This window comes from Brevibacterium sp. FAM 24630 (assembly GCF_049804075.1).
Lineage (GTDB): Bacteria > Actinomycetota > Actinomycetes > Actinomycetales > Brevibacteriaceae > Brevibacterium.
In genome coordinates this window covers 163,222-181,336 of record NZ_JBNBZD010000002.1, presented here as the reverse complement: position 1 = coordinate 181,336, position 18,115 = coordinate 163,222, and the positions used below count along the sequence as shown (strand labels likewise).

Sequence of the window (18,115 nt, the reverse complement as noted above, 5' to 3'; positions counted from 1 at the left end):
CTGTTCCGGCCCGGCGGGTTCCTCGCTCGCCGACCGATCGGCATCTCACCGCGAGTGCCTTACGATGAGGGTATGACCAGGGGAGACAGTCGCTTCGACATCGTCACCTTGGTGGTGCGTGCCCGAGAAGGCGACATCGCCTCCTTCGAAGCGCTCGTCGACGAATACGAGCGGAAGCTGCTGCGTTTCGCCCTGCGCACGCTCGGTGACCGGCAGGATGCCGAGGACGTCGTTCAGGACACGCTCGTGCAGGCGTGGAAGTCCCTCGATGCCCTCGCCGAGCCCGCGGCCTTCGGCACATGGATCTACCGGATGGCGTCGAACCGCTGCACCGATGTGCTGCGACGCCGTTCGGCCCGGCCCGCCGACGCTTCGGACCCCGAGGACTTGGGGCACCATTCGGACGGTGCGGCCTCGGTCGAGAGATCAGTCGAAGCACGCACCGCACTCGAGCATTTCACCGAAATCCTCCAGACGCTGTCCTCGGAACAGCGTGTAACGTGGGTGCTCCATCAGATGGAGGGTCTCAGCTATTCCGAGGTCGCTGCGACCCTGGGAATCAGCGAAGGCAGCGTACGCGGTCGCATCCACCGCGCCCGAGTCGCCATCGCCGAGGGGATGGAAGGTTGGGTATGAGCGACGAGACCGCCGATGCGGCAACGGGAGAGACCGATGCCCGCCTGCGCGCTGTCATCGACGAATATATGGGAGCCTTCGAGCCCGACCCCGAGGACTCGGCAGGGCTGCGCGAGCGGATCCTCCGACTCGTCCGCGACGATGCGGTGCTCGCACCCTCGACGAGGCTGCTGAGCGAACGCGGCAACCCCTTCCGGATCACGACGGCCACGGTCCGCGAGATCGTCCGCGCGGCCGTCGACGCCGTGGACGGCATCCGCGCCCGCAGTGTCACCGTGACTCCGAGCGGCGAACCGGAGGGAAGCACGGCCGATGTGGGCCTGACCGTGGCCATGCGGGCCGGGGTCGAATTCGTCCCCGCCGCGGAGGAGGTCCGGCGCGCCATCGCCCGTGACCTCGACGCGGAGCTGGGGATCCCGGCGAACCGGATCGACATCACCGCCGAAGACGTCTTCGTCAGCGAAGATGCCGACACAGATGCAGCTGGCAGCCGCGCTGCCGGCAGCGAGGAGGCCGCAGATGACTGAGCCGAGGACGAGCGCAGGCAAGACGGCCGAGGCGCAGGCGAGTGCGGGCCCGTCGACCGGTGCGGGCGCACAGGAGAACGGAGAGCGCGTGATCTCGACACAGCTGACCGAGTCGGTCACGGGAATCGGCGGAGTCACCGGTCTGGCGCCCGGACTGCGCGACATGGTCGCCACCGCTGCCGCACGCGTGATGCGCAGACCCGCAGGAGGGCCGCCTCGCGTCGATGTCGCCCGCTCGGACGACGGTTGGAGTGTCCGCGTCGACGCTCACCTCGACGACAGTCGGTCCGTGTCCGAGATCGTCGACGAACTCTTCGCCGTCATCGCAGTCGACCTCCGGGCCCTCATCGACGGACCCGTCGGGGACATCGACATCGACGTTCGCGTCGTCAGCCGCGGTCGCTGAGCCCCGCCAGCCCGCCCGCCGGCTGGACGGCAGACAGCGCAGACAGCATCACGGCCCAGAAGAAGTTGAGCAGCCCAGCTCGACACTGGACTGCTCAACTTCTTCTGGGCCGTTTCCGCGTACGCCGGGCTCCCAGGCACCGTGGCTGCGGATGTCCGGGAGCCGGCGCTGCGGCTGTCCGGAGCGGACTCAGGCGGACTTGGCCTTCGACCGTCCGGTGATGAGTCCCCAGACGATGAGCACGATCAGCGAACCACCGATCGCACACAGCCAAGTCGAAAGCGAGAAGAACTTGTCCATCTCCGCGCCGAAGATCGCGCCGCCGAGCCAACCGCCGAGCATGGCGCCGATGACGCCGAGGATGAGATATGCGATGAAACCCATGTTGCTCACGTCCCTTCTGAGGCACTTGACCGGCTGGGTTGCACGGTTCAGTCTCAACTGTACAACCGGGGCCCGTCAAGAGTGCCAACCTGCGTTGATTCTTTATGACATCGGTACAGACGCAGTCGGGGCCGAATCCTCACGCAGAAACGGGCAGCGATCTTCCGCAGCCGGGCCGCCGGACCGTGATCGCTGGGACGGCGCTGAATGGTCGCCGATGGCCTGCACATTAGACTGGAGACCATGACCGACAGCGCTGACACTCGCCGACAACTGCTCGACCTCATCGACGAACTTGCCGTGGTCCGCGGCAGAGTGACTCTCTCCTCCGGCAGAGAGGCCGACTACTACCTCGATCTGCGGAGGGTCACGCTCGACCACCGCTCTGCCCCGCTCATCGGAGATGTCGTCCTCGATCTGCTCGAATCCGCAGGACTGCTCGAGAAGATCGACGCCGTCGGCGGACTGACCATGGGCGCCGACCCCGTCGGCACCGCGGTCATGCACCGCTCCGTGGTCCGCGGCACCCCGGTCGATTCCTTCGTCGTCCGCAAGGAGGCGAAGAAGCACGGCATGTCCCGCCAGGTCGAAGGCCCCGACGTCAAGGGCAAGCGCGTCATCGCCGTCGAAGACACGTCGACGACGGGCGGATCCGTGCTCACCGCGGTCGAGGCACTCCGGGAAGCCGGCGCCGAGGTGGTCGCCGTGGCCGTGGTCATGGACCGTGACACCGGCGCCAAGGAACGGGTCGAAGCCACCGGCATCCCGTACCTCACCGCGCTGACGACCGCGGATCTCGGACTCGACTGAGGGCCGCCTCGGCGAGGTGGGGTTCGCACTCCTCCTCGGCGCAGTTGCGGTCCGCCGATCACGACCTGGGACTCGACTGGCAATTCAGTCGAAATCGAGGACGTGGTTTGAAACATGTCTCTCATTTCAACACGATAGATGAGACACTCCCTTAGTATCGCCTGATGTAACAGTAAGGATGACGCGTGCTCACACTGAAAGAGGTTTCCCTGCGCAAGGGAAAGCGGACATATCTGGACGAGGTGAGTTTGACCGCCGAGGCGGGCCGGATCACCGCGATCGTGGGAACCCGGTCGGCTGGCCGGACCGAGTTGGTGCGCGTCATCATGGGTCTCATCGCCGCCGACGAGGGCACCGTCGAACTCGAGGACTTCGAACTCGACTTCGGTGACCGCCAGAACTTCGGCTACCTGCCCGCAGAGCGCGGCGGCTACCCGAACATGCGCGTCATCGATCAGATCGTCTACCTCGCCCGCCTGCACGGAATCACTCTGGGCGCGGCCGAACGCAATGCGCTGACTCTGCTGTCGCACCTCGACCTCGCCGACCGCGGCTACGCCCCGCTGAAGAATCTCTCCGGCGCCGAGATCGCCCGCGTCGACATCGCCGCCACTCTCGCGGCCGACCCGGACGTCGTCGTGCTCGACGATGCCTTCGCCGGCCTCGATGCGGCCTCGCTGCGTCTGGTCATGTCGCTGCTGCGGGCGCACGCCTCCTCGGGCGTGCCCGTCATCCTCGCCACCGACGATTGGGAGGCCGCACAGACCTTCGCCGATGACGTCATCGTCCTCGGTCAGGGCAAGGTCACCGCGTCCGGCAGCGTGGAGAAGCTGCTCGGCGATCCGCGCTACCGCGTCGAGACCACCGACACCGAGGCGGCAGAGTCCGCTTTGGCGTCCCGGACCGGAATCAGCGATGTGAGCGTCTCCCGTGGTGAGGGCTCGGTCGTGAGCTTCCGCGCAGATGACGCGAAGACCGCCGCCGCGGCAGTGGCGGAGCTCAAGAGTGTGAAGAACTTCGAAAGTGTCCGCCCGACACTGGCCGAGCAGTACAAGGAGGCTCTGTAATGGCGCGCAAGGACAAAGGTGCGAACGACGAGTCCCCGGAACCGCTCGTGTCGAAGGGCACAGCCGGCGACGGCATCGACGACCTCGGTGTCCCTCTCGATGACGACATCGAAGTGACCGAGGACGACACCGTCGAGAACGGCTCCGCCGAGCCCGACGACGTTCCCGTCGAACTCGCCGAGGACGGTCCCGACCCCGACGAACTGCCGGAGACCGGACTCGTCTCTGAATTCGTCGATGTCGGCAACCGCCAAGCCGCATGGCTCGTGTCGAACCGGGAGTCGACCACGGCGATGCGCAGCCCCTATTTCCTCGTCACGGCGGGCGTGATCATCCTCGGCGTGCTCGCCGCGATCATCACCGGCATCGTCGCTGACGCGCAGAAGGATTCGGGCACGCCGACCATGGCGATGGTCGGGGTGGGCGAACAGGCCCAGATGTACGAACAGCAGCTGGGGGTGAAGATCACCGACGCCAAGGATGCGTCCGCGGCGGAGAAGCTCGTGCGCGAAGGCAAGGTCGATGCGGCGTTCATCCAGGACCCCACCGGTCAGGCCCAGCCGACGATCATCGCTCTTGACGAGCAGCCCGAAGCGCTGCTGGAGAAGCTCGCCCCGAAGACCGAGGCGACTCTGCTGAAGACCCCGGCGGTCGAGGGCACGGTGGCCACACCGCTGCTGTGGGGCATGGTTGCGTTCGCGCTCCTCGTCATCGCGACGTTGGGCACCTCCCTGTATCAGAACCTGCGGCTGGAGAAGCGGAATCGGATCACGGAGATCATCGCGGCCACGGTTCCGCCGCGCGCCTCCGCTTCGGGACGGATCACGGGCATGCTGTCCCTGGTCATCGTCCACATCGTTGTGGCAGCGGTCATCGTCGAACTCGGCCTCTCGCTGTCGGGCAAGACCTCGCTGGCCTTCGCCATGCTGCCGGGTCTGGGCTGGTTCGCACTCACCCTGCTGCTCACCGCGTGGTCGGTCTTCGCCCTCCTGGTCTGGGCCTCGACCGTCGTCGGATCGAAGGCGCGCACGACCTTCGTCTCGATTGTCGGCGTCATCACCGTCGCCGGGTTCTTCGCTCCGGTCATCCTCGGTCCGACGGGCATGACCGCGAAGGTCCTGTCCTGGACTCCCTTCACCTCGCCGCTGGGCATCGCCGGTCGTTTCTTCGCAGGCCAGGCCGAGTGGTGGGAGGGCCTCATCGCCGCCGGCATCGCCCTGCTGCTCGCGGTCATCGTCCACGCGCTGGCCTCGGGTGCCTATGTGCGTTCGGTCCTCAGCGGAGGCGGACGCGGAGGCCGGACCGTGAAGATGAGCAAGCGCGCGCAGAAGGTCGGCGCCGGATCGGTGTCCGCGAAGAAGGACGACGCGGAGGCGTCGGACGATGCCAAGTCGGACGATGCGGACGACGCGCAGCCCGCAGCCGCCTCGGCGAAGGAATCCGCTGAGAGCGGATCAGCCGCAGGCGAGGACGCGAAGTCGGCGGATGAGCCCCGCGACGAGAAGTGACCGAGAACGCTGAACCGCAGGTGGGGGTCGGTCCTTGGACCGGCCCCTGGCCTGTGGAAGAGCGCTTCGACCCCGAGCTTCTGCGCGAAGGCGACCGGCGCAATGTCGTCGACAAATACCGGTACTGGAAGCACGATGCGATCGTGGCCGACCTCGACGCCGCTCGGCACGACTTCCATGTCGGAGTCGAGAACTGGCAGCACGACCTCAACATCGGTTCGGTGGTGCGCACCGCGAACGCCTTCAACGCCGCAGCGGTGCACATCGTCGGCAGACGCCGGTGGAACCGGCGGGGCGCGATGGTCACCGACAAGTACCAACACGTCATCCACCATCCGAGCGTCGACGACCTGCTGAGCTGGTGCGCCGAGAACGACGTGCCCCTGCTGGGCATCGACAACTTCCCGGATTCTGTTCCGCTCGAGACCTACGACCTGCCCCGACGGTGCCTGCTCCTGTTCGGTCAGGAAGGACCGGGGCTGAGCGAGGAAGCGCACCAGGCGAGCCGAGACGTGCTCTCCATCGCCCAATACGGGTCGACGAGGTCGATGAATGCCGCGGCCGCCGCCGCGATCACCATGCACTCGTGGGTGCGCCGCCACGTCTTCGACCAGCCCGTGGGCTGATCCGACGAGCCTCCTGGCCGACGAATCGCCGGGGGCTTCGGCGGAGAATGCAGAAGCGCCGAGGTGACACGGAAGATTCCGTGTCACCTCGGCGCTTCACTGTTCCGACCGCGTCGGACTTCGCCGCGGTGCGGATCAGCGGAGGTCGGCGGCGTGGGGTTCGATCAGCCCGCCGAGTTCGGCGAGTTCAGCCGTCAGCGAGTCCGCATCGTCGAAGGTGCGGGTCATGACCGTCAGGCGCTTGGCGTAGTGACCGATGGGGTATTCCATGGTCATGCCGATGCCGCCGTGCATCTGGATCGACTCCTGGCTGATGTTGCGCGCAGCCTGGTCGACGACGATCTTCGCGGCGATGACATCGCGGTGGCGGTCCTTCTCGGCACCGGGAACTTCGGAGGTCACGGCCAGGCGCGAATACAGAGCCATACTGCGTGCGTACTCGAGCTCGGCGTAGAGGTCCGCAGCCCGGTGCTGCAGCGCCTGGTTCGCACCGATGGGCGCGCCGAACTGCTCACGGGTCTTCAGGTACTCGGCGGTCATCGTCATGGAGGCCTCGAGCGCACCGACGGCTTCGGCCATGATCGCGGCATTGCCCAGGTCGATGACCTCGGACAGGACCGCGTTGGCGTCGGCAGCGTCGAGACGCTGTGCCGCGACGTTGTCGAGCTTGAGGTTCGCGGTTCCGAGTCCATCGGCCTGGCGGTGGGCGACCCGGCTGAGACCCTCGGCGTCGGCGGCGACGAGGTAGAGGCCGAGTTCACCGTTCTGCGTGGCGGTGACGATGAAGTGATCGGCGACGTCTCCACCGAGGACGCTGATCTTCTCACCGGTGAGGGTGACGCTGCCGTCGGCTCCGGAGACCTGAGTCTGCGGGGTGTCGACGGCGTAGCGCTGTCCCGGTTCGAGGGCGGCGAGAGCGAGGAAGGTCTGGCCTTCGGCCACGCCGGGCAGGATTGCCTGCTTCTGGTCTTCGCTGCCTCCGAGGAGGACCGCGTTCGCGCCGAGGACCGCGGTGGCCAGGTACGGTTCGAGCACGAGAGAGCGACCGAACGCCTCGGCGACCACGGCCACCTCGTTGAAGGTCATGTCCGCGCCGCCGTAGGACTCCGGGATGGCGAGTCCGAGCAGACCCATCTCGGCGAAAGCCTGCCACTTCTCGCGGGAGATGCCCTCTTCGCTGCGAAGGATCTCTTCGCGCGTGGCGGTGTCGTACTCGCTGCGCAGGTACTTGTGCAGAGTGCTGGCGAGTTCTTGCTGAATGTCGTTGAGTTCAAGATCCATTGTTGTCCTCTTTGAGAAATCGTATGAGCGTCGGTACCTCAGAGACCGAGCAGTGCCTTCGAGATGATTCCGCGCTGCACCTCGGACGAACCGCCGTAGATGGTGACCTTGCGGGTGTTGAAGTAGGTGGGCAGGGCGTCGACCGCTGCGCTGGGCAGATCGGACAGGCCCTGTCCCTGCACACGGTCGGAGACGAAGTCGAGACCCTGCGGGCCGAGCACATCGACGAGGAGTTCGGAGATGTCCTCCTGCAGCTGCGAGCCCTTGAGCTTGAGGACAGACGAACGCGGGTCCGGCTTATCGGAACCGGCGGCCTGAGTGGAGAGGATCCGCAGCTGGGTCATCTCGAGCGCGGTGAGTTCGGTTTCGATCTTCGTCAGGCGGGCGGAGAACAGGGGATCCTCGAGCAGAGTGCCCCGAGCGGTCTTCGTCACCGCGGCATAGGCCTTGGCGCGTGCGAGGTTGACCTTGGAGGCGCCGATGCGGGCGATCCCGGTGCGCTCGTTGCCGAGCAGGAACTTCGCGTAGGTCCAGCCCTTGTTCTCTTCGCCGACGAGGTTCTCGACCGGGACCTCGACATTGTCGAAGAAGACCTCGTTGACCTCGTGACCGCCGTCGATGAGCTGGATCGGACGGACCGTGACTCCGGGGGTCTTCATATCGATGAGCAGGAAGGAGATGCCGGCCTGCTTCTTGACATCCGGGTCGGTGCGGACGAGGTTGAACATCCAGTCGCCGTACTGGCCCAGAGTCGTCCAGGTCTTCTGGCCGTTGACGATGTACTTGTCGCCGTCGCGCACGGCCGAGGTCTTGAGCGAAGCGAGATCGGAACCGGCGTTGGGCTCGGAGAATCCCTGCGACCACCAGATGTCGATGTTCGCGGTGGCGGGAAGGAAGCGCTCCTTGAGCTCTTGGCTGCCGAAGGTCGCGATGACGGGACCGACCATGGAGACGTTGAACGGCAGCGGCTGCGGAACGCAGGCCAGCTGCATCTCTTCGAGCCAGATGTGGCGCTGCACCGGAGTCCAGTCCTGACCGCCCCATTCGACGGGCCAGTTCGGCACCGCGTAGCCGTGCTTGTTCAGGATCTGCTGCGAGGTGACCATGTCGTCCTTGGTCAGCTCCTGGCCGGTGGCGACCTTGAAGCGCAGCTCCTCGGGGATCTCCGTGCGGTAGAACTGACGCATCTTCTGCGCGAACTCGCGCTCCTCTGCATTCAGCAAGGTGTCCATGGAATCTCCTGATTGATCGTTCGGTAACTTAGTTCCCATAGTACGTTTCGGTGTTCGGGCTCACAAGTGGGTAGGGGCAGAACTGGCCCACGGAGGTGAGGTGACAGCGGGATGTGCCTGTGGTTCGAAGCTGTGGGCGCGAGAAGACTGGGTGCGGGAGCGACGTCTGGGAGCTTCGATTGTGGAAGGCGAGGGGTGTGCAGGTCCGTGGCGCTCCGAGGTGAGGGGCGGACGGAGATTCCCCGGCAAGGGGCGTTGGTGGTTTGCCGTACATCGGGAAAAATGAGTGCACAAAGGCGTTTTGTGCTGTAGAATATTACAGCTATAGTAGGAATGGAAATCCAATCGGCGACCGCTGCTCATCGTACGCGGCGTCGAGCGGCATTCACTTGTACGGAACGCAGGTCGAGGGGCGTGAAGACGCCGAACGGCATTGTCGGGAGACTCGTTGCGGTGTCAGCGTCCCGACGCCGACCGGGTAGTGGATGACGAGCGGTTTGAAGAAGGCTGAGCAGATGCCCACTGCTGTTCGAACGGTCCAACATCAGATTCTCGGGTACAGGGACGAAGTGGCAGCCGTCGTCAAGTCCCTCACAGACCCGGACGGTTGCGGTGCGCTGGTCATCGGTGCTGCCGGAATCGGGAAGACCACGATGCTCAACACTGCTCTGGCGCACATGGATGACGAGACTCCTGTACTGCGCTTTCGGGGGTCGGAGACACTGCGTGATCAAGACCTTGGAATCTTCGAGATTCTTCTCTCCCAATCGGGAACCGCAGCCGACGTCGGCGCAGGAGGCGCGCTGTCTGCGATCGGCAGGGTGCTGTTGGCCCGCTACGCCGACGAGGTTCCCATCGTTCTGCTCGACAACGCGAACCTCGTCGACGCGAGGTCACTGTCAGTGCTGATCCAACTTGCTGTGGCCAGACGCGTCAAGCTCCTCATCGCTGCTGAGTCCATTCGTCCTCCCCTCGACCTTGCGACAAACCTGTGGCTCTCGGGCGGACTCATCCGTGTCGACCTCAGCGGCCTTGACGAAGCCACTGTGGCCGCCCTGTCCAGGACCTCGGGGTCACGCGCGTTTGCAGATCGGTCGGTTTCCCGCCTGCGCGCAGAGACTGGTGGGAACCCGCTGCTGCTCAGCCATGTCCTGTTCAACCGCGACCACCTGCGGACCACAGAACGGATCCTGTGGAACATCGATCCTGAACTGCGGCCCGTGCTCGAAATGGTCGCGATGACCGGTGCGGTCCATTATGAGACTCTTCTCCAGCTCTGCTCGGCCGAAGAGCTCGACTCCTTGGCCGACGGCGGGGTCATCAGGATGACTCGTGCCAGACATGCCGCTGTCAGGATCGCCGAACCAGTGGTCGCCTCTTCACTGCGTGCGCAGGTCAGACCTTCGCATTCGCTGTCTTTGTGGAAGAGCCTCAGCGCAGTCGCCGATTTTGATGTGATGGAACAGCGCTCCCTGTTCGGATATCTGTCCTGGGGGATCAGTCTGGGCTTCACCCAGCCGACTGAGAAGATCCTTGAGGCTGTGGCCTGGGCAAATTGTGAAGGGGACTATGCGGGAGCGGTCGCACTCGCCGAGTCCGCCACCGAGAAGTCGACTGAACTGCTCCTTGAGATCGTCCGCGCAGAACAAGGCAGGTACAACAACAAAGCGGCGCACAGGGTCTTCGACCGTGTACTGGAATCCATTGCCGAAGACTGGACCCAGATGAGCCCGCAGCTCCTGTCCCGTGCGGCTTCCATGGATGTGCGGCTGACCGACCCGCGTGAGCCCGATCGATTCCGGCTCGGCTGGCTGCACCCTCACCTTGAGTCATCTGTCGAGCGGGGCAGATTCGACGTCACGCTTGCCCGGTTCGACCTCACAGGCGGGCGCTTCGCAGAAGCCATGGCACGGGCGGAGCGCGTCTACCTCGACCATTCGTGTCTGACCCGCCATCGGCTTCGTGCCTGCGCCGTGCTCGGAATGGCCTCGGTGCTCACAGGCAGGGTTGAGGCGGGACTGCAGTTCATCGAGCAGGCGGAACTGATGTTCGGTCTGCCGGGAATGACGAGCTTCGAACGTGAAGATTCGGCGCCTCAGTTCTTCATCGCCAGATACACAGCCGGCGATTGGGACAGAGCGCGAACATCACTGAAATGGACGGAAGCGAGAGGGTGGAGGATTATCGATTCACAGCTGTCCGGGTTCGTCGGAGCCCTTGTCGACCTGCGCACCGGTCATCCCGCCCGCGCGCTGGCCGTGCTGGAGAAGGTCACTGCGAACAATGAGAACGTCGGCTATGTGGGCACCGCAGCAGCGCTGGACTTCGCCCGCACGCTGATGGGAGACGCCGCCGCAATGAGACCGGCGAGGTCGGGCCTGCCGCCCGGGGGCGAGAGCTATTCGTATTGGGGAGACTTCGAGGCCTCGCTGTTTCAGCTGCAGACTCTGGCCCTGTCGAAGCCGGACGAGGCCGCTGATCGACTCTACGCTCTCGGCGGCGCGGCACGCTCGAAAGGTGCGGCGACGTTGGCCGCTTCGGCATGGCTGGAAGCGGCATGCCTGGGGCATCGAGCGGCGATCGTCGAGCTGGGTGGAGCCGCCGCGGAGATCAATGGACAGCCGGGGCGACTGGCAGGCATCGTCGCTAAGGCGATGGCCGACGGTACGCCGTCCGCTCTCGTCGAGGCGGGCAGAAGAACCTCGGAATACGGTGCCGTCGTCCTCTGCTCGACTCTTGCGAAACTGGCTCAGTCCCGCGCTATCGATGCCCACGATCAGCAGGCGGCCAAGGAGGCCCGGATCCTCATCGGCAACAGCCTGCGGGCGATCAGGTTCAGCACCTCGGGGCCCCGATTGCAGGCTGTGCTGACCGACTTCGAACGGCAGCTCGTCGATGGAATCATCGCCGGACGCAGCAGCCAGGACATCGGTGCCAGACAGCATCTGTCAGCGCGCACGATCGAATGGCACCTCAGTCGGATCTATCGCCGCCTGCACGTGGCCAATCGACGGGAACTGCGGGAGGTGATCGCCTCGTGGGGGGACTATCCCTGAGCTCCACAGGCCAGCCTGTCGTCTTCGGCCGCAGCCGCGAGGTCGAAACAATGGAGAACTCTCTGCGTGATTCGACTTCCGGCGGAATCCTCATCGAAGGCGATAGGGGCTCGGGCAAGACTTTTCTCGCTTCCTTCCTGCATGGTCGCCGCGGCGGTGCGGAGCTGTGGCTGCGCGGCGACCGGATATTCAGATCGGTCGACTTCGGGGCACTCGGGCTGTTCGTCGATCTCGACAGAGACCCAGACGATCTGCTCCATCGCGTCGTTTCGATGCTGACAGAAGAACGGTCCACTCCCGTGGTCTACGTCGACGACGCCCATGACGTCGACCGGCGCACCCTCGGCGTACTGTCACAGCTGGCCAACGACGGTGACCTCAAGATCGTGGCGACACGCAGTCGAGACCGGTCGGGCTGTGAGCATCCGTTCGACGACCTCGTCGCGGACCATGTTCTAGAACACGTTGCCCTCAGCCCACTCGATCCTGATTCCTATGCGGAGATGGTGGAACACTACCTCGGCGGGATCGTCTCCCGCGGGGTGCTCGACATCGTCGAATTCCACTCGGGCAGGGTGCCGGGGAAGATCGTCGAACTCATCGGATACACGAGTCGGGCGAAGAGGTTCTACAACCGTCAGGGGGTCTGGGTCCTCGACGGGCGCGATGTCGACTATGACGAACGTGCACGTGACATGACGCGCATCGATCTTGAAGGATACCCGAAGCAGCTGAGGGACGCACTCGAGCTGGTCGTTCTCGCGGGGGAGGTCGATGTCGAACTCATGCTCGCTGCCGACCTCGGCGAAGCAGCAGATGCCCTCGTAGCCGCCGGGGAGATCGACCTCATCCACAGAGGGCGACGCATGTATGTGGCCATGGAGAATCACAAATCCGAGACGATCCGGTACACGGTTCCTGACGGTCGGAGCCGGCGGATGTACGACTTCGTCCTCGCCGGCGGCGCATCACCCTCATCCGAGTGGGCGCTGATGCTGCGGATGGACTGGGCACTGGGCTGCGGAGCGAAGATCGAGGTCCAGAATCTCATTGAGGCTGCCCGGGTGGCGGCACGGATCGGTGAATGGCAGAGAGCGCTGCGAATGCTCGTCGAAGTGCCGACCGATCATATGGACGCGGTTGAACTCTGCGACCTCGGGCGCCTCTACTGCGAGGTGAATCAAGCGGCGCTCGGCTTCGATGTGCTCGCTCAGGCTGTGCAGAAGGCCTGCTGTGCCGACCTCGTCGTCGAAGCATTCGTTGTCTGGATCTATCAGGATTTCGATCGCAACTCTCCGACTCTGACGCTCGAGAGATTCCGTGATGCCCTCGACCGCGTCGAGGTTCTGGCCGAGGAGGGTCTCGGGCACGGCATCGAGCACGACGCCCCCAGTCTCGCTGAAGCACACTGCAATGGGTTGGATGTGTCCACCGCCCGTGACATCATCGACTACCTGGGCACTCGTTCCCTGCTGGTGGGCGCTTCCGATCAGCGCTTCCTGATCCAGGCTTCCCGCGATGACAGGCTGCCCGAGTCCCTGCGCATACTCCTGACCGTTGCCTTGGCCGTTCGGAAACTCGAGAAGGGGCGTACGGTCGAGGCCCTTGACCTGCTGGATCGTGAGTCCGGTCGCAACTACACCGTGGGGACGGCTTCGATGATCCTGTCCATGGTTCGAGCCGATGCCCTGACCATCGCAGGCGATGCGGAGCGGGCCAAGCGGATCTTAAGTGATCTGCCGAGCAACGACATTGCCTATCTTGCCGCCCGCAGCGGTCCCAGCGACCTTGTCTGGGCCCGCGTCCATACCCACGACGGAGCATTGCCCGAAGCGACTCGGTCCGCCCACGCTGCCGTCGAGGGGCTCGAACATTGGAACCTGGCGGCATTTCTCGCGATAGCCATCGCGGAAGCCGCGTATATGTCGATCGTGGGCGGAAACGTCGCCGTCGCTGCTGACTATGAGGCCCGCTTCGACGAGCTGCCGGCTCGCGGCCCCTTCATCGGGTACCGTCGTGCGGAGATCATGGTCCTCGTGGCGAAGGGGCTGCGTACCGGCGATGCCGTGTGGGTTGAGAAGCTGCAGCAGCTGCTCACCGAGGTGATGAGCGAAGACCAGTTCGGGTTGGCCGCTCTCATCAGGCTTATGCTCTTCCGACACTTCGACGTGGTCGAACCCGAGGAGATGTGTCTGCTGGCCGGACGTGGAACAGGCGACGAATTCCGTCTTCTCGGGCAGCTGGGAGCAGCCCTGCGCGAGAGTGACAGCGCGGCCCTGCTCGATATCGCAGAGGCCCGAGACAGAAGCTTGCCGGACCTTGCCGCGCTGTGCAGGTCGCTGGCGCGCGCTGCCGTCGATGGGGAAGACGCCAGGACGGACAAGCGCAGAGACAGCGGACTGAAACTCACAGTGAGAGAGCGCCAGATCAGCAATCTCATCATTGCCGGCCGCACTAACGCGGAGATCGCAGCGGAGATCGGTGTCCGCGTCAGAACCGTCGAAGGGCATACTTACCGGCTCTATCAGAAGCTGGGCGTGACTCGTCGCGAGCAGGTCGCCGAGGCGCTCGGACGGACGCAGGCCACACGCTGAGACTGTATGGATGCCGTGGTCTAGTCCGGGGTGCCGGCGATGCAGGGCCAAGTGCGACCGAGTACTTGGAAGGGCGGCAGGCCGCCACTCACATGGTCAGACAGCGCCTGGAACGATGACCGAATCATGACCGAGTAGTGGCTTCCCGTAGTCCTGGCCCTCAGGCTGAGTATCATCGACCGATGATCAGGTAATGACCACCTAGTGACCGCCTGCGAGTGCTCGGAATGATGGGGGCATGTTCACTTCCGCCCAAGCACTGGGCCACTCAGACTACAGCTGTTCGGACACAGTTCGATGACCGCGCAGGCCCTGTCCCATTCACCGCTCACCGATACGCGCACTGCCCACGTCGGGCGTCCCGATGCGGTGTTCGCCAGCCGTCGACGAATGATCATGGCGGTGTCGCTGCAGGCGGCAACGACCATCTTCGCGATAGCGATCGTCGTGTCGCAGACGCAGGGGCCCGAAGCGGCGTGGATCCTCGTGTGGTGGGTCCTCGATCTGCTCTCCGGCGGCAGCACGTCTGTCGGCCGCATCTCGCGTTCGGTTCGGATTCCGCTGCTGGCGGCAGTCGTCGTCACCGGCGCAGTCGCCGTCATCGCCACATTCACCTCCTGGGAGAAGCTTGTTCCTGCCGAGGCGATCGCGAGCGAGGGCCCTGCGGTCTTTCTCATCGCGCTGTGGTGGACGGCAGGAGCCACCGCAGTGATCCGTGCGGTCATTCCCATGGTTCTGCCCAAACGCACGCTGCGCATCGTCTCCGAGTCCCTCGGCAGTGTGGACAAGGCCGTGAGCGAGGTCGTCGTCAGCGGTTCCGCCAGAACCGACAGTGATGCTTTCGTCGCCGCTGTCCTCGCCGAGGTGAGGCGACGTGACGTCGAGCTCGTCGAACTGTCCTTCGGCATCGATGCGGAAATGCTGCGCCGGCTCAGCTGGGAGCTGCGCAACCGAGACGTGGAACTCTACTTTCCGCTCTTCGACCTCGGCGTCGACCCCGCGCGTGTCCGAGCCATGAGTGCCACAGACAGCTCGGGGCTTCTCATTGCTCCGTCCCGGCCCGGAGTGCTCGACCGTGTTGCCAAACGAGCCTTCGACGTTGTTGCTGCGAGCCTCCTCGTCCTCATCTTCCTCCCGCTGCTGGTGGCAGTTGCGGTCGGGATCAAACTGTCCATGCCGGGCCCCGTGTTCTTCTCACAGCAGCGTGTGGGGCGTGAGAGCCGACCATTCAGGATCTTCAAGTTCCGCTCGATGGTCATCAACGCGGATGCTCAGCTCACGGACCTGCTCAAGACCCAGGGGACAGCAACGCAGCCGTTGTTCAAGGTCGACTCCGATCCGCGGATCACCCGGCTCGGTCATGTTCTGCGCAAGTCCTCGATCGACGAGCTGCCGCAGCTGTTCAATGTCATCTGCGGTTCGATGAGTCTCGTCGGTCCTCGCCCTCAGCGCGAGGGAGAGGTCGCCCTCTACCGAGGCTCCGATCATCAGCGTTTGGGTGTGAGACCCGGAATGACCGGGCTCTGGCAGGTCAGCGGCCGATCCGACCTCGGGTGGGCGCAGGCGCGCGAATTCGACCTGTACTACGCGCATAACTGGAACCTCAAAGATGACCTCAAGATCCTCTTGCGGACCTTCGGAGCGGTCACCAGAGCAGCAGGTGCCCAATGATCCGCGTCGCTCATCTCATCCACACCACGGGAATCGGCGGTGTCGAAGCTGCTGTCGATCTCGTCGTTCGCAGGGCCGACCTCCTGCTCTACCGGGTCTTCGCCTTCGAGCAGGCCGAGCCATCAGCGGTTTCGGCCGACTTCGCCGGCGCAGGCGTGAATTCCCCGCGATCCGCGCTCGGCATGCTTCGCCGACTGCACGAATTCCAACCTGAGGTCGTCGTCAGCTCTCTCTGGCGGTCGGTCATCGTCGGAGGCATTCACCGGATCCGCCGTCCGCGCACGCCCTGGGTCATCTACGTCCACAACACTCGTTACACAAACGTCGTTGATGCCCTTGTCCATCGCGTCGCCCTTCCCTTCGCGGATCGCATCCTCTGCGATTCCGCGGCCGCCTTGGACGCGCTCGTTCCGAAATCACTCAGGTCCCGCGCCGAGGTGGTCTGCCCCGATTCCGAACTGATGTATCTGTCCCGGAGACGAGCTCTGCCCGCAGCATCGGATGCCGGTGGGCCGCCATCGGGCATCGAGCCGGCCGGTGACGATCTGCCTGACCCGGATTCCGGAAGTGATTCAAGGCAGCCGATGCGGATCATCTACTGGGGCAGAGCCGTCGAAGCAAAGCGCCTCGACCGTTCTCTGGAGCTTGTGGCCGCCCTCGAAGCGGCTGCACCCGGTGCCTTCGCGCTCGACATCATCTCTCCGGAGACTCCTACGCTGCGCGTGATCTTGGCCATGGCACACGACCGAGGTCTGCCCCTGACCTGGTTGGGGGCCGGAAAAGCCGATCACATCCTGGCTCACGCTGAGAACGCCTCGTTCTTCCTTCAGCTCAGCGAATATGAGGGTCTGGCAATGTCCGTCCGTGAAGCGCTCGCCTTGGGGCTTGTTCCTGTCGTCACTCCCGTGGGCGCGATCCGCCATTACACAGAGGACGGCGTCAACGCCGTCCACGTCCGCAATGACGATGCCGAGGCTTCTTCTGAGGTTTCGAGCCGCGAACAGATCGAGGCCGAGACCTTCACTCGGACCGCACGGCGAATCATCGAGTTGAGCCATGACCTCAGTCGGCTGACCACGATGTCCCGCGCGGCTCGAACGGTACCCGGCAGCGACTTCATCGCCGACTTCGAATCCGCATTGGAAGCTGCCTCGAACATCAGGTCACCACGAGTGCAGAGGGCAGAACAATGAGTCCGAGGCGCTTCCCGAGCTTGGCTCAGTTTCTGCTCATCGGCTTCTGCGGTCTCGCGGTCGTGCTGGCCCCGATCGTGCGCGGGCTGCTGCCCCAACGGTTCCTGCTCGACGATCAGCATGTGCAGAACGCGATCGACGATCCCGGATTCGCCGCTGAGGACGGATCGTTTCACGTCTTGGCGCAGTTCTACCAAGCGCTGGGGCTCGATTCTTCGCCTGCACTTGCAAGCACTGCGGCCATGTTCGTCCTCGTCATCTGTGTCATCTTGGCGCTCGACTTCGGCCAATGGGAACGAGTCGGACTCTTGGGCACCGGGCTGCTCGGCCTCACCGTAGTTCTCGGACTGGCCTACCTTGCCCAGTTCACCAAAGAGTTCGTCTCTCTTCTCGTGGCGCTTGTCGTATTGGCGGCGGTGCGTTCGGCGAGGGACAGTGTGCGCGCCGTGCTCATCGTCGGCACCTGTCTGACCTACGGGGCACTCGTGCGGCCGTACTGGTCACTCGTCGCGGCGCTGATTCCGATCGTGTACTTCACGCTGAGGCGGGTCCGTCGCCCGCTGCTGATCGTGATCGCGTTCGTCCTCGCCTATATCGCGCTGGCGGTCGCGTTCCAGCTGTTCCGGGGAGAACAGCTGGGCGCTACACGGGCATGGGTGAATTCTGGGCGCAGCGAGAGCACCGTCGCCACGCTCATCAGCAATCCCGACTTCGGAACGTCTCAGGCAGCGGGGGTGCTCTCGATTCTCGTCGTCGCGCTCTTCATGCTCGTCCCGATTCCGATGTTCGCTATGGGGTCGCTCTACTACCTCGTCGCCGGCTTGGCGATCGTGGTCGTGTGGGCCGTGGTCGCCTCCGCGATCATGCGCGGACGCGCGCAGCGTGAGCCGAGAACAGCCTGGATCGCGGCCGTCCTGGTCTCACTCTTCATCGTGCTGGTGATCTTCGAACCCGACTACGGCTCGTATCTCAAACATCTCACTCCCTTCCTGCCGCTGTTCCTGGCACTCATCCCGATCCGTGTCGCGAACCGAGGGCCCGGCCCTCCGGACTCCAACACAGTCACCGATTCGAGACGTGTCGCAGCCACGGCTCAAGCAGACAACCACATCCAGAAAGGGTGA

At 64.5% G+C, this 18,115-nt stretch carries 14 protein-coding genes and 1 pseudogene; 12 read left to right on the top strand and 3 right to left on the bottom strand.

All coding sequences use genetic code 11. The annotated features are described in order from the left end of the window. The first annotated feature begins 72 nt into the window (after positions 1-72). From ACPUD7_RS02245 to ACPUD7_RS02235, 3 genes are read left to right on the top strand one after another with little or no spacing between them, the layout of a single operon-like run. Complete coding sequence (locus tag ACPUD7_RS02245; protein ID WP_135541848.1) at positions 73-636, top strand: RNA polymerase sigma factor; 564 nt, start codon at positions 73-75, stop codon at positions 634-636. Further along, positions 633-1,163 (top strand): hypothetical protein, encoded by a 531-nt coding sequence (locus ACPUD7_RS02240; protein ID WP_205683383.1) that lies wholly within the window; start codon positions 633-635, stop codon positions 1,161-1,163. Before ACPUD7_RS02245 ends, ACPUD7_RS02240 begins: the two co-directional genes overlap by 4 nt. Beyond that, positions 1,156-1,569 (top strand): hypothetical protein, encoded by a 414-nt coding sequence (locus tag ACPUD7_RS02235; protein ID WP_425118991.1) that lies wholly within the window; start codon positions 1,156-1,158, stop codon positions 1,567-1,569. Before ACPUD7_RS02240 ends, ACPUD7_RS02235 begins: the two co-directional genes overlap by 8 nt. Positions 1,570-1,758: 189 nt before the next feature. Here the strand turns inward: ACPUD7_RS02235 and ACPUD7_RS02230 are convergent. Beyond that, positions 1,759-1,950: pseudogene (locus tag ACPUD7_RS02230) on the bottom strand (GlsB/YeaQ/YmgE family stress response membrane protein); the annotation flags it as partial. Positions 1,951-2,196: 246 nt separating this feature from the next. Here ACPUD7_RS02230 and pyrE point away from each other — a divergent pair. The 4 genes from pyrE (at position 2,197) to ACPUD7_RS02210 (ending at position 5,964) form a co-directional block, all read left to right on the top strand. After that, positions 2,197-2,763: an orotate phosphoribosyltransferase gene (gene pyrE / locus ACPUD7_RS02225; RefSeq protein ID WP_135541811.1), complete on the top strand. Its 567-nt coding sequence runs from the start codon at positions 2,197-2,199 to the stop codon at positions 2,761-2,763. Positions 2,764-2,948: 185 nt separating this feature from the next. Next, entirely contained in the window at positions 2,949-3,830 is an 882-nt protein-coding gene (locus tag ACPUD7_RS02220) for an ABC transporter ATP-binding protein (RefSeq protein ID WP_135541812.1), read from the top strand. Further along, positions 3,830-5,338, top strand: a complete 1,509-nt coding sequence (locus ACPUD7_RS02215; RefSeq protein ID WP_425118990.1) for an ABC transporter permease — start codon at positions 3,830-3,832, stop codon at positions 5,336-5,338. Before ACPUD7_RS02220 ends, ACPUD7_RS02215 begins: the two co-directional genes overlap by 1 nt. Continuing rightward, positions 5,335-5,964, top strand: a complete 630-nt coding sequence (locus ACPUD7_RS02210; RefSeq protein ID WP_135541816.1) for a TrmH family RNA methyltransferase — start codon at positions 5,335-5,337, stop codon at positions 5,962-5,964. Before ACPUD7_RS02215 ends, ACPUD7_RS02210 begins: the two co-directional genes overlap by 4 nt. Before the next feature lie 135 nt (positions 5,965-6,099). On the opposite strand, the gene ACPUD7_RS02205 is transcribed toward ACPUD7_RS02210, so the two are convergent. Together ACPUD7_RS02205 and ACPUD7_RS02200 are read right to left on the bottom strand one after the other, a co-directional pair. After that, a complete protein-coding gene (locus tag ACPUD7_RS02205; protein ID WP_135541817.1) occupies positions 6,100-7,245 on the bottom strand; it encodes an acyl-CoA dehydrogenase family protein in 1,146 nt (381 codons plus the stop codon). Positions 7,246-7,283: 38 nt separating this feature from the next. Further along, positions 7,284-8,477 (bottom strand): acyl-CoA dehydrogenase family protein, encoded by a 1,194-nt coding sequence (locus tag ACPUD7_RS02200; RefSeq protein WP_135541819.1) that lies wholly within the window; start codon positions 8,475-8,477, stop codon positions 7,284-7,286. A gap of 569 nt (positions 8,478-9,046) precedes the next feature. On the opposite strand from ACPUD7_RS02200, the gene ACPUD7_RS02195 reads away from it, so the two are divergent. The 5 genes from ACPUD7_RS02195 (at position 9,047) to ACPUD7_RS02175 (ending at position 18,115) form a co-directional block, all read left to right on the top strand. Further along, the gene (locus tag ACPUD7_RS02195; protein WP_425118989.1) at positions 9,047-11,533 is read left to right on the top strand and encodes a helix-turn-helix transcriptional regulator; all 2,487 of its coding nucleotides are present in this window, start codon (positions 9,047-9,049) and stop codon (positions 11,531-11,533) included. A gap of 50 nt (positions 11,534-11,583) precedes the next feature. Continuing rightward, complete coding sequence (locus ACPUD7_RS02190) at positions 11,584-14,127, top strand: LuxR C-terminal-related transcriptional regulator (protein ID WP_425118988.1); 2,544 nt, start codon at positions 11,584-11,586, stop codon at positions 14,125-14,127. Between the two features lie 297 nt (positions 14,128-14,424). Next, positions 14,425-15,798 carry a sugar transferase gene (locus ACPUD7_RS02185; protein ID WP_301536481.1) on the top strand — a complete coding sequence of 458 codons (1,374 nt, stop codon included), beginning with the start codon at positions 14,425-14,427 and terminating at the stop codon, positions 15,796-15,798. Next, positions 15,795-16,991, top strand: a complete 1,197-nt coding sequence (locus ACPUD7_RS02180; protein WP_425118987.1) for a glycosyltransferase — start codon at positions 15,795-15,797, stop codon at positions 16,989-16,991. The genes ACPUD7_RS02185 and ACPUD7_RS02180 overlap by 4 nt, the downstream gene beginning before the upstream one ends. A 20-nt stretch (positions 16,992-17,011) precedes the next feature. Further along, positions 17,012-18,115 (top strand): hypothetical protein, encoded by a 1,104-nt coding sequence (locus ACPUD7_RS02175; RefSeq protein ID WP_425118986.1) that lies wholly within the window; start codon positions 17,012-17,014, stop codon positions 18,113-18,115.

Bases quoted from the DNA above. Each gene is read 5' to 3' on its own strand.
- ACPUD7_RS02245 (WP_135541848.1), top strand. From the start codon at position 73: ATGACCAGGGGAGACAGTCGCTTCGACATCGTCACCTTGGTGGTGCGT.
- ACPUD7_RS02240 (WP_205683383.1), top strand. From the start codon at position 633: ATGAGCGACGAGACCGCCGATGCGGCAACGGGAGAGACCGATGCCCGC.
- ACPUD7_RS02235 (WP_425118991.1), top strand. From the start codon at position 1,156: ATGACTGAGCCGAGGACGAGCGCAGGCAAGACGGCCGAGGCGCAGGCG.
- pyrE (WP_135541811.1), top strand. From the start codon at position 2,197: ATGACCGACAGCGCTGACACTCGCCGACAACTGCTCGACCTCATCGAC.
- ACPUD7_RS02215 (WP_425118990.1), top strand. From the start codon at position 3,830: ATGGCGCGCAAGGACAAAGGTGCGAACGACGAGTCCCCGGAACCGCTC.
- ACPUD7_RS02205 (WP_135541817.1), bottom strand. From the start codon at position 7,245: ATGGATCTTGAACTCAACGACATTCAGCAAGAACTCGCCAGCACTCTG.
- ACPUD7_RS02200 (WP_135541819.1), bottom strand. From the start codon at position 8,477: ATGGACACCTTGCTGAATGCAGAGGAGCGCGAGTTCGCGCAGAAGATG.
- ACPUD7_RS02190 (WP_425118988.1), top strand. From the start codon at position 11,584: ATGGAGAACTCTCTGCGTGATTCGACTTCCGGCGGAATCCTCATCGAA.
- ACPUD7_RS02185 (WP_301536481.1), top strand. From the start codon at position 14,425: ATGACCGCGCAGGCCCTGTCCCATTCACCGCTCACCGATACGCGCACT.
- ACPUD7_RS02180 (WP_425118987.1), top strand. From the start codon at position 15,795: ATGATCCGCGTCGCTCATCTCATCCACACCACGGGAATCGGCGGTGTC.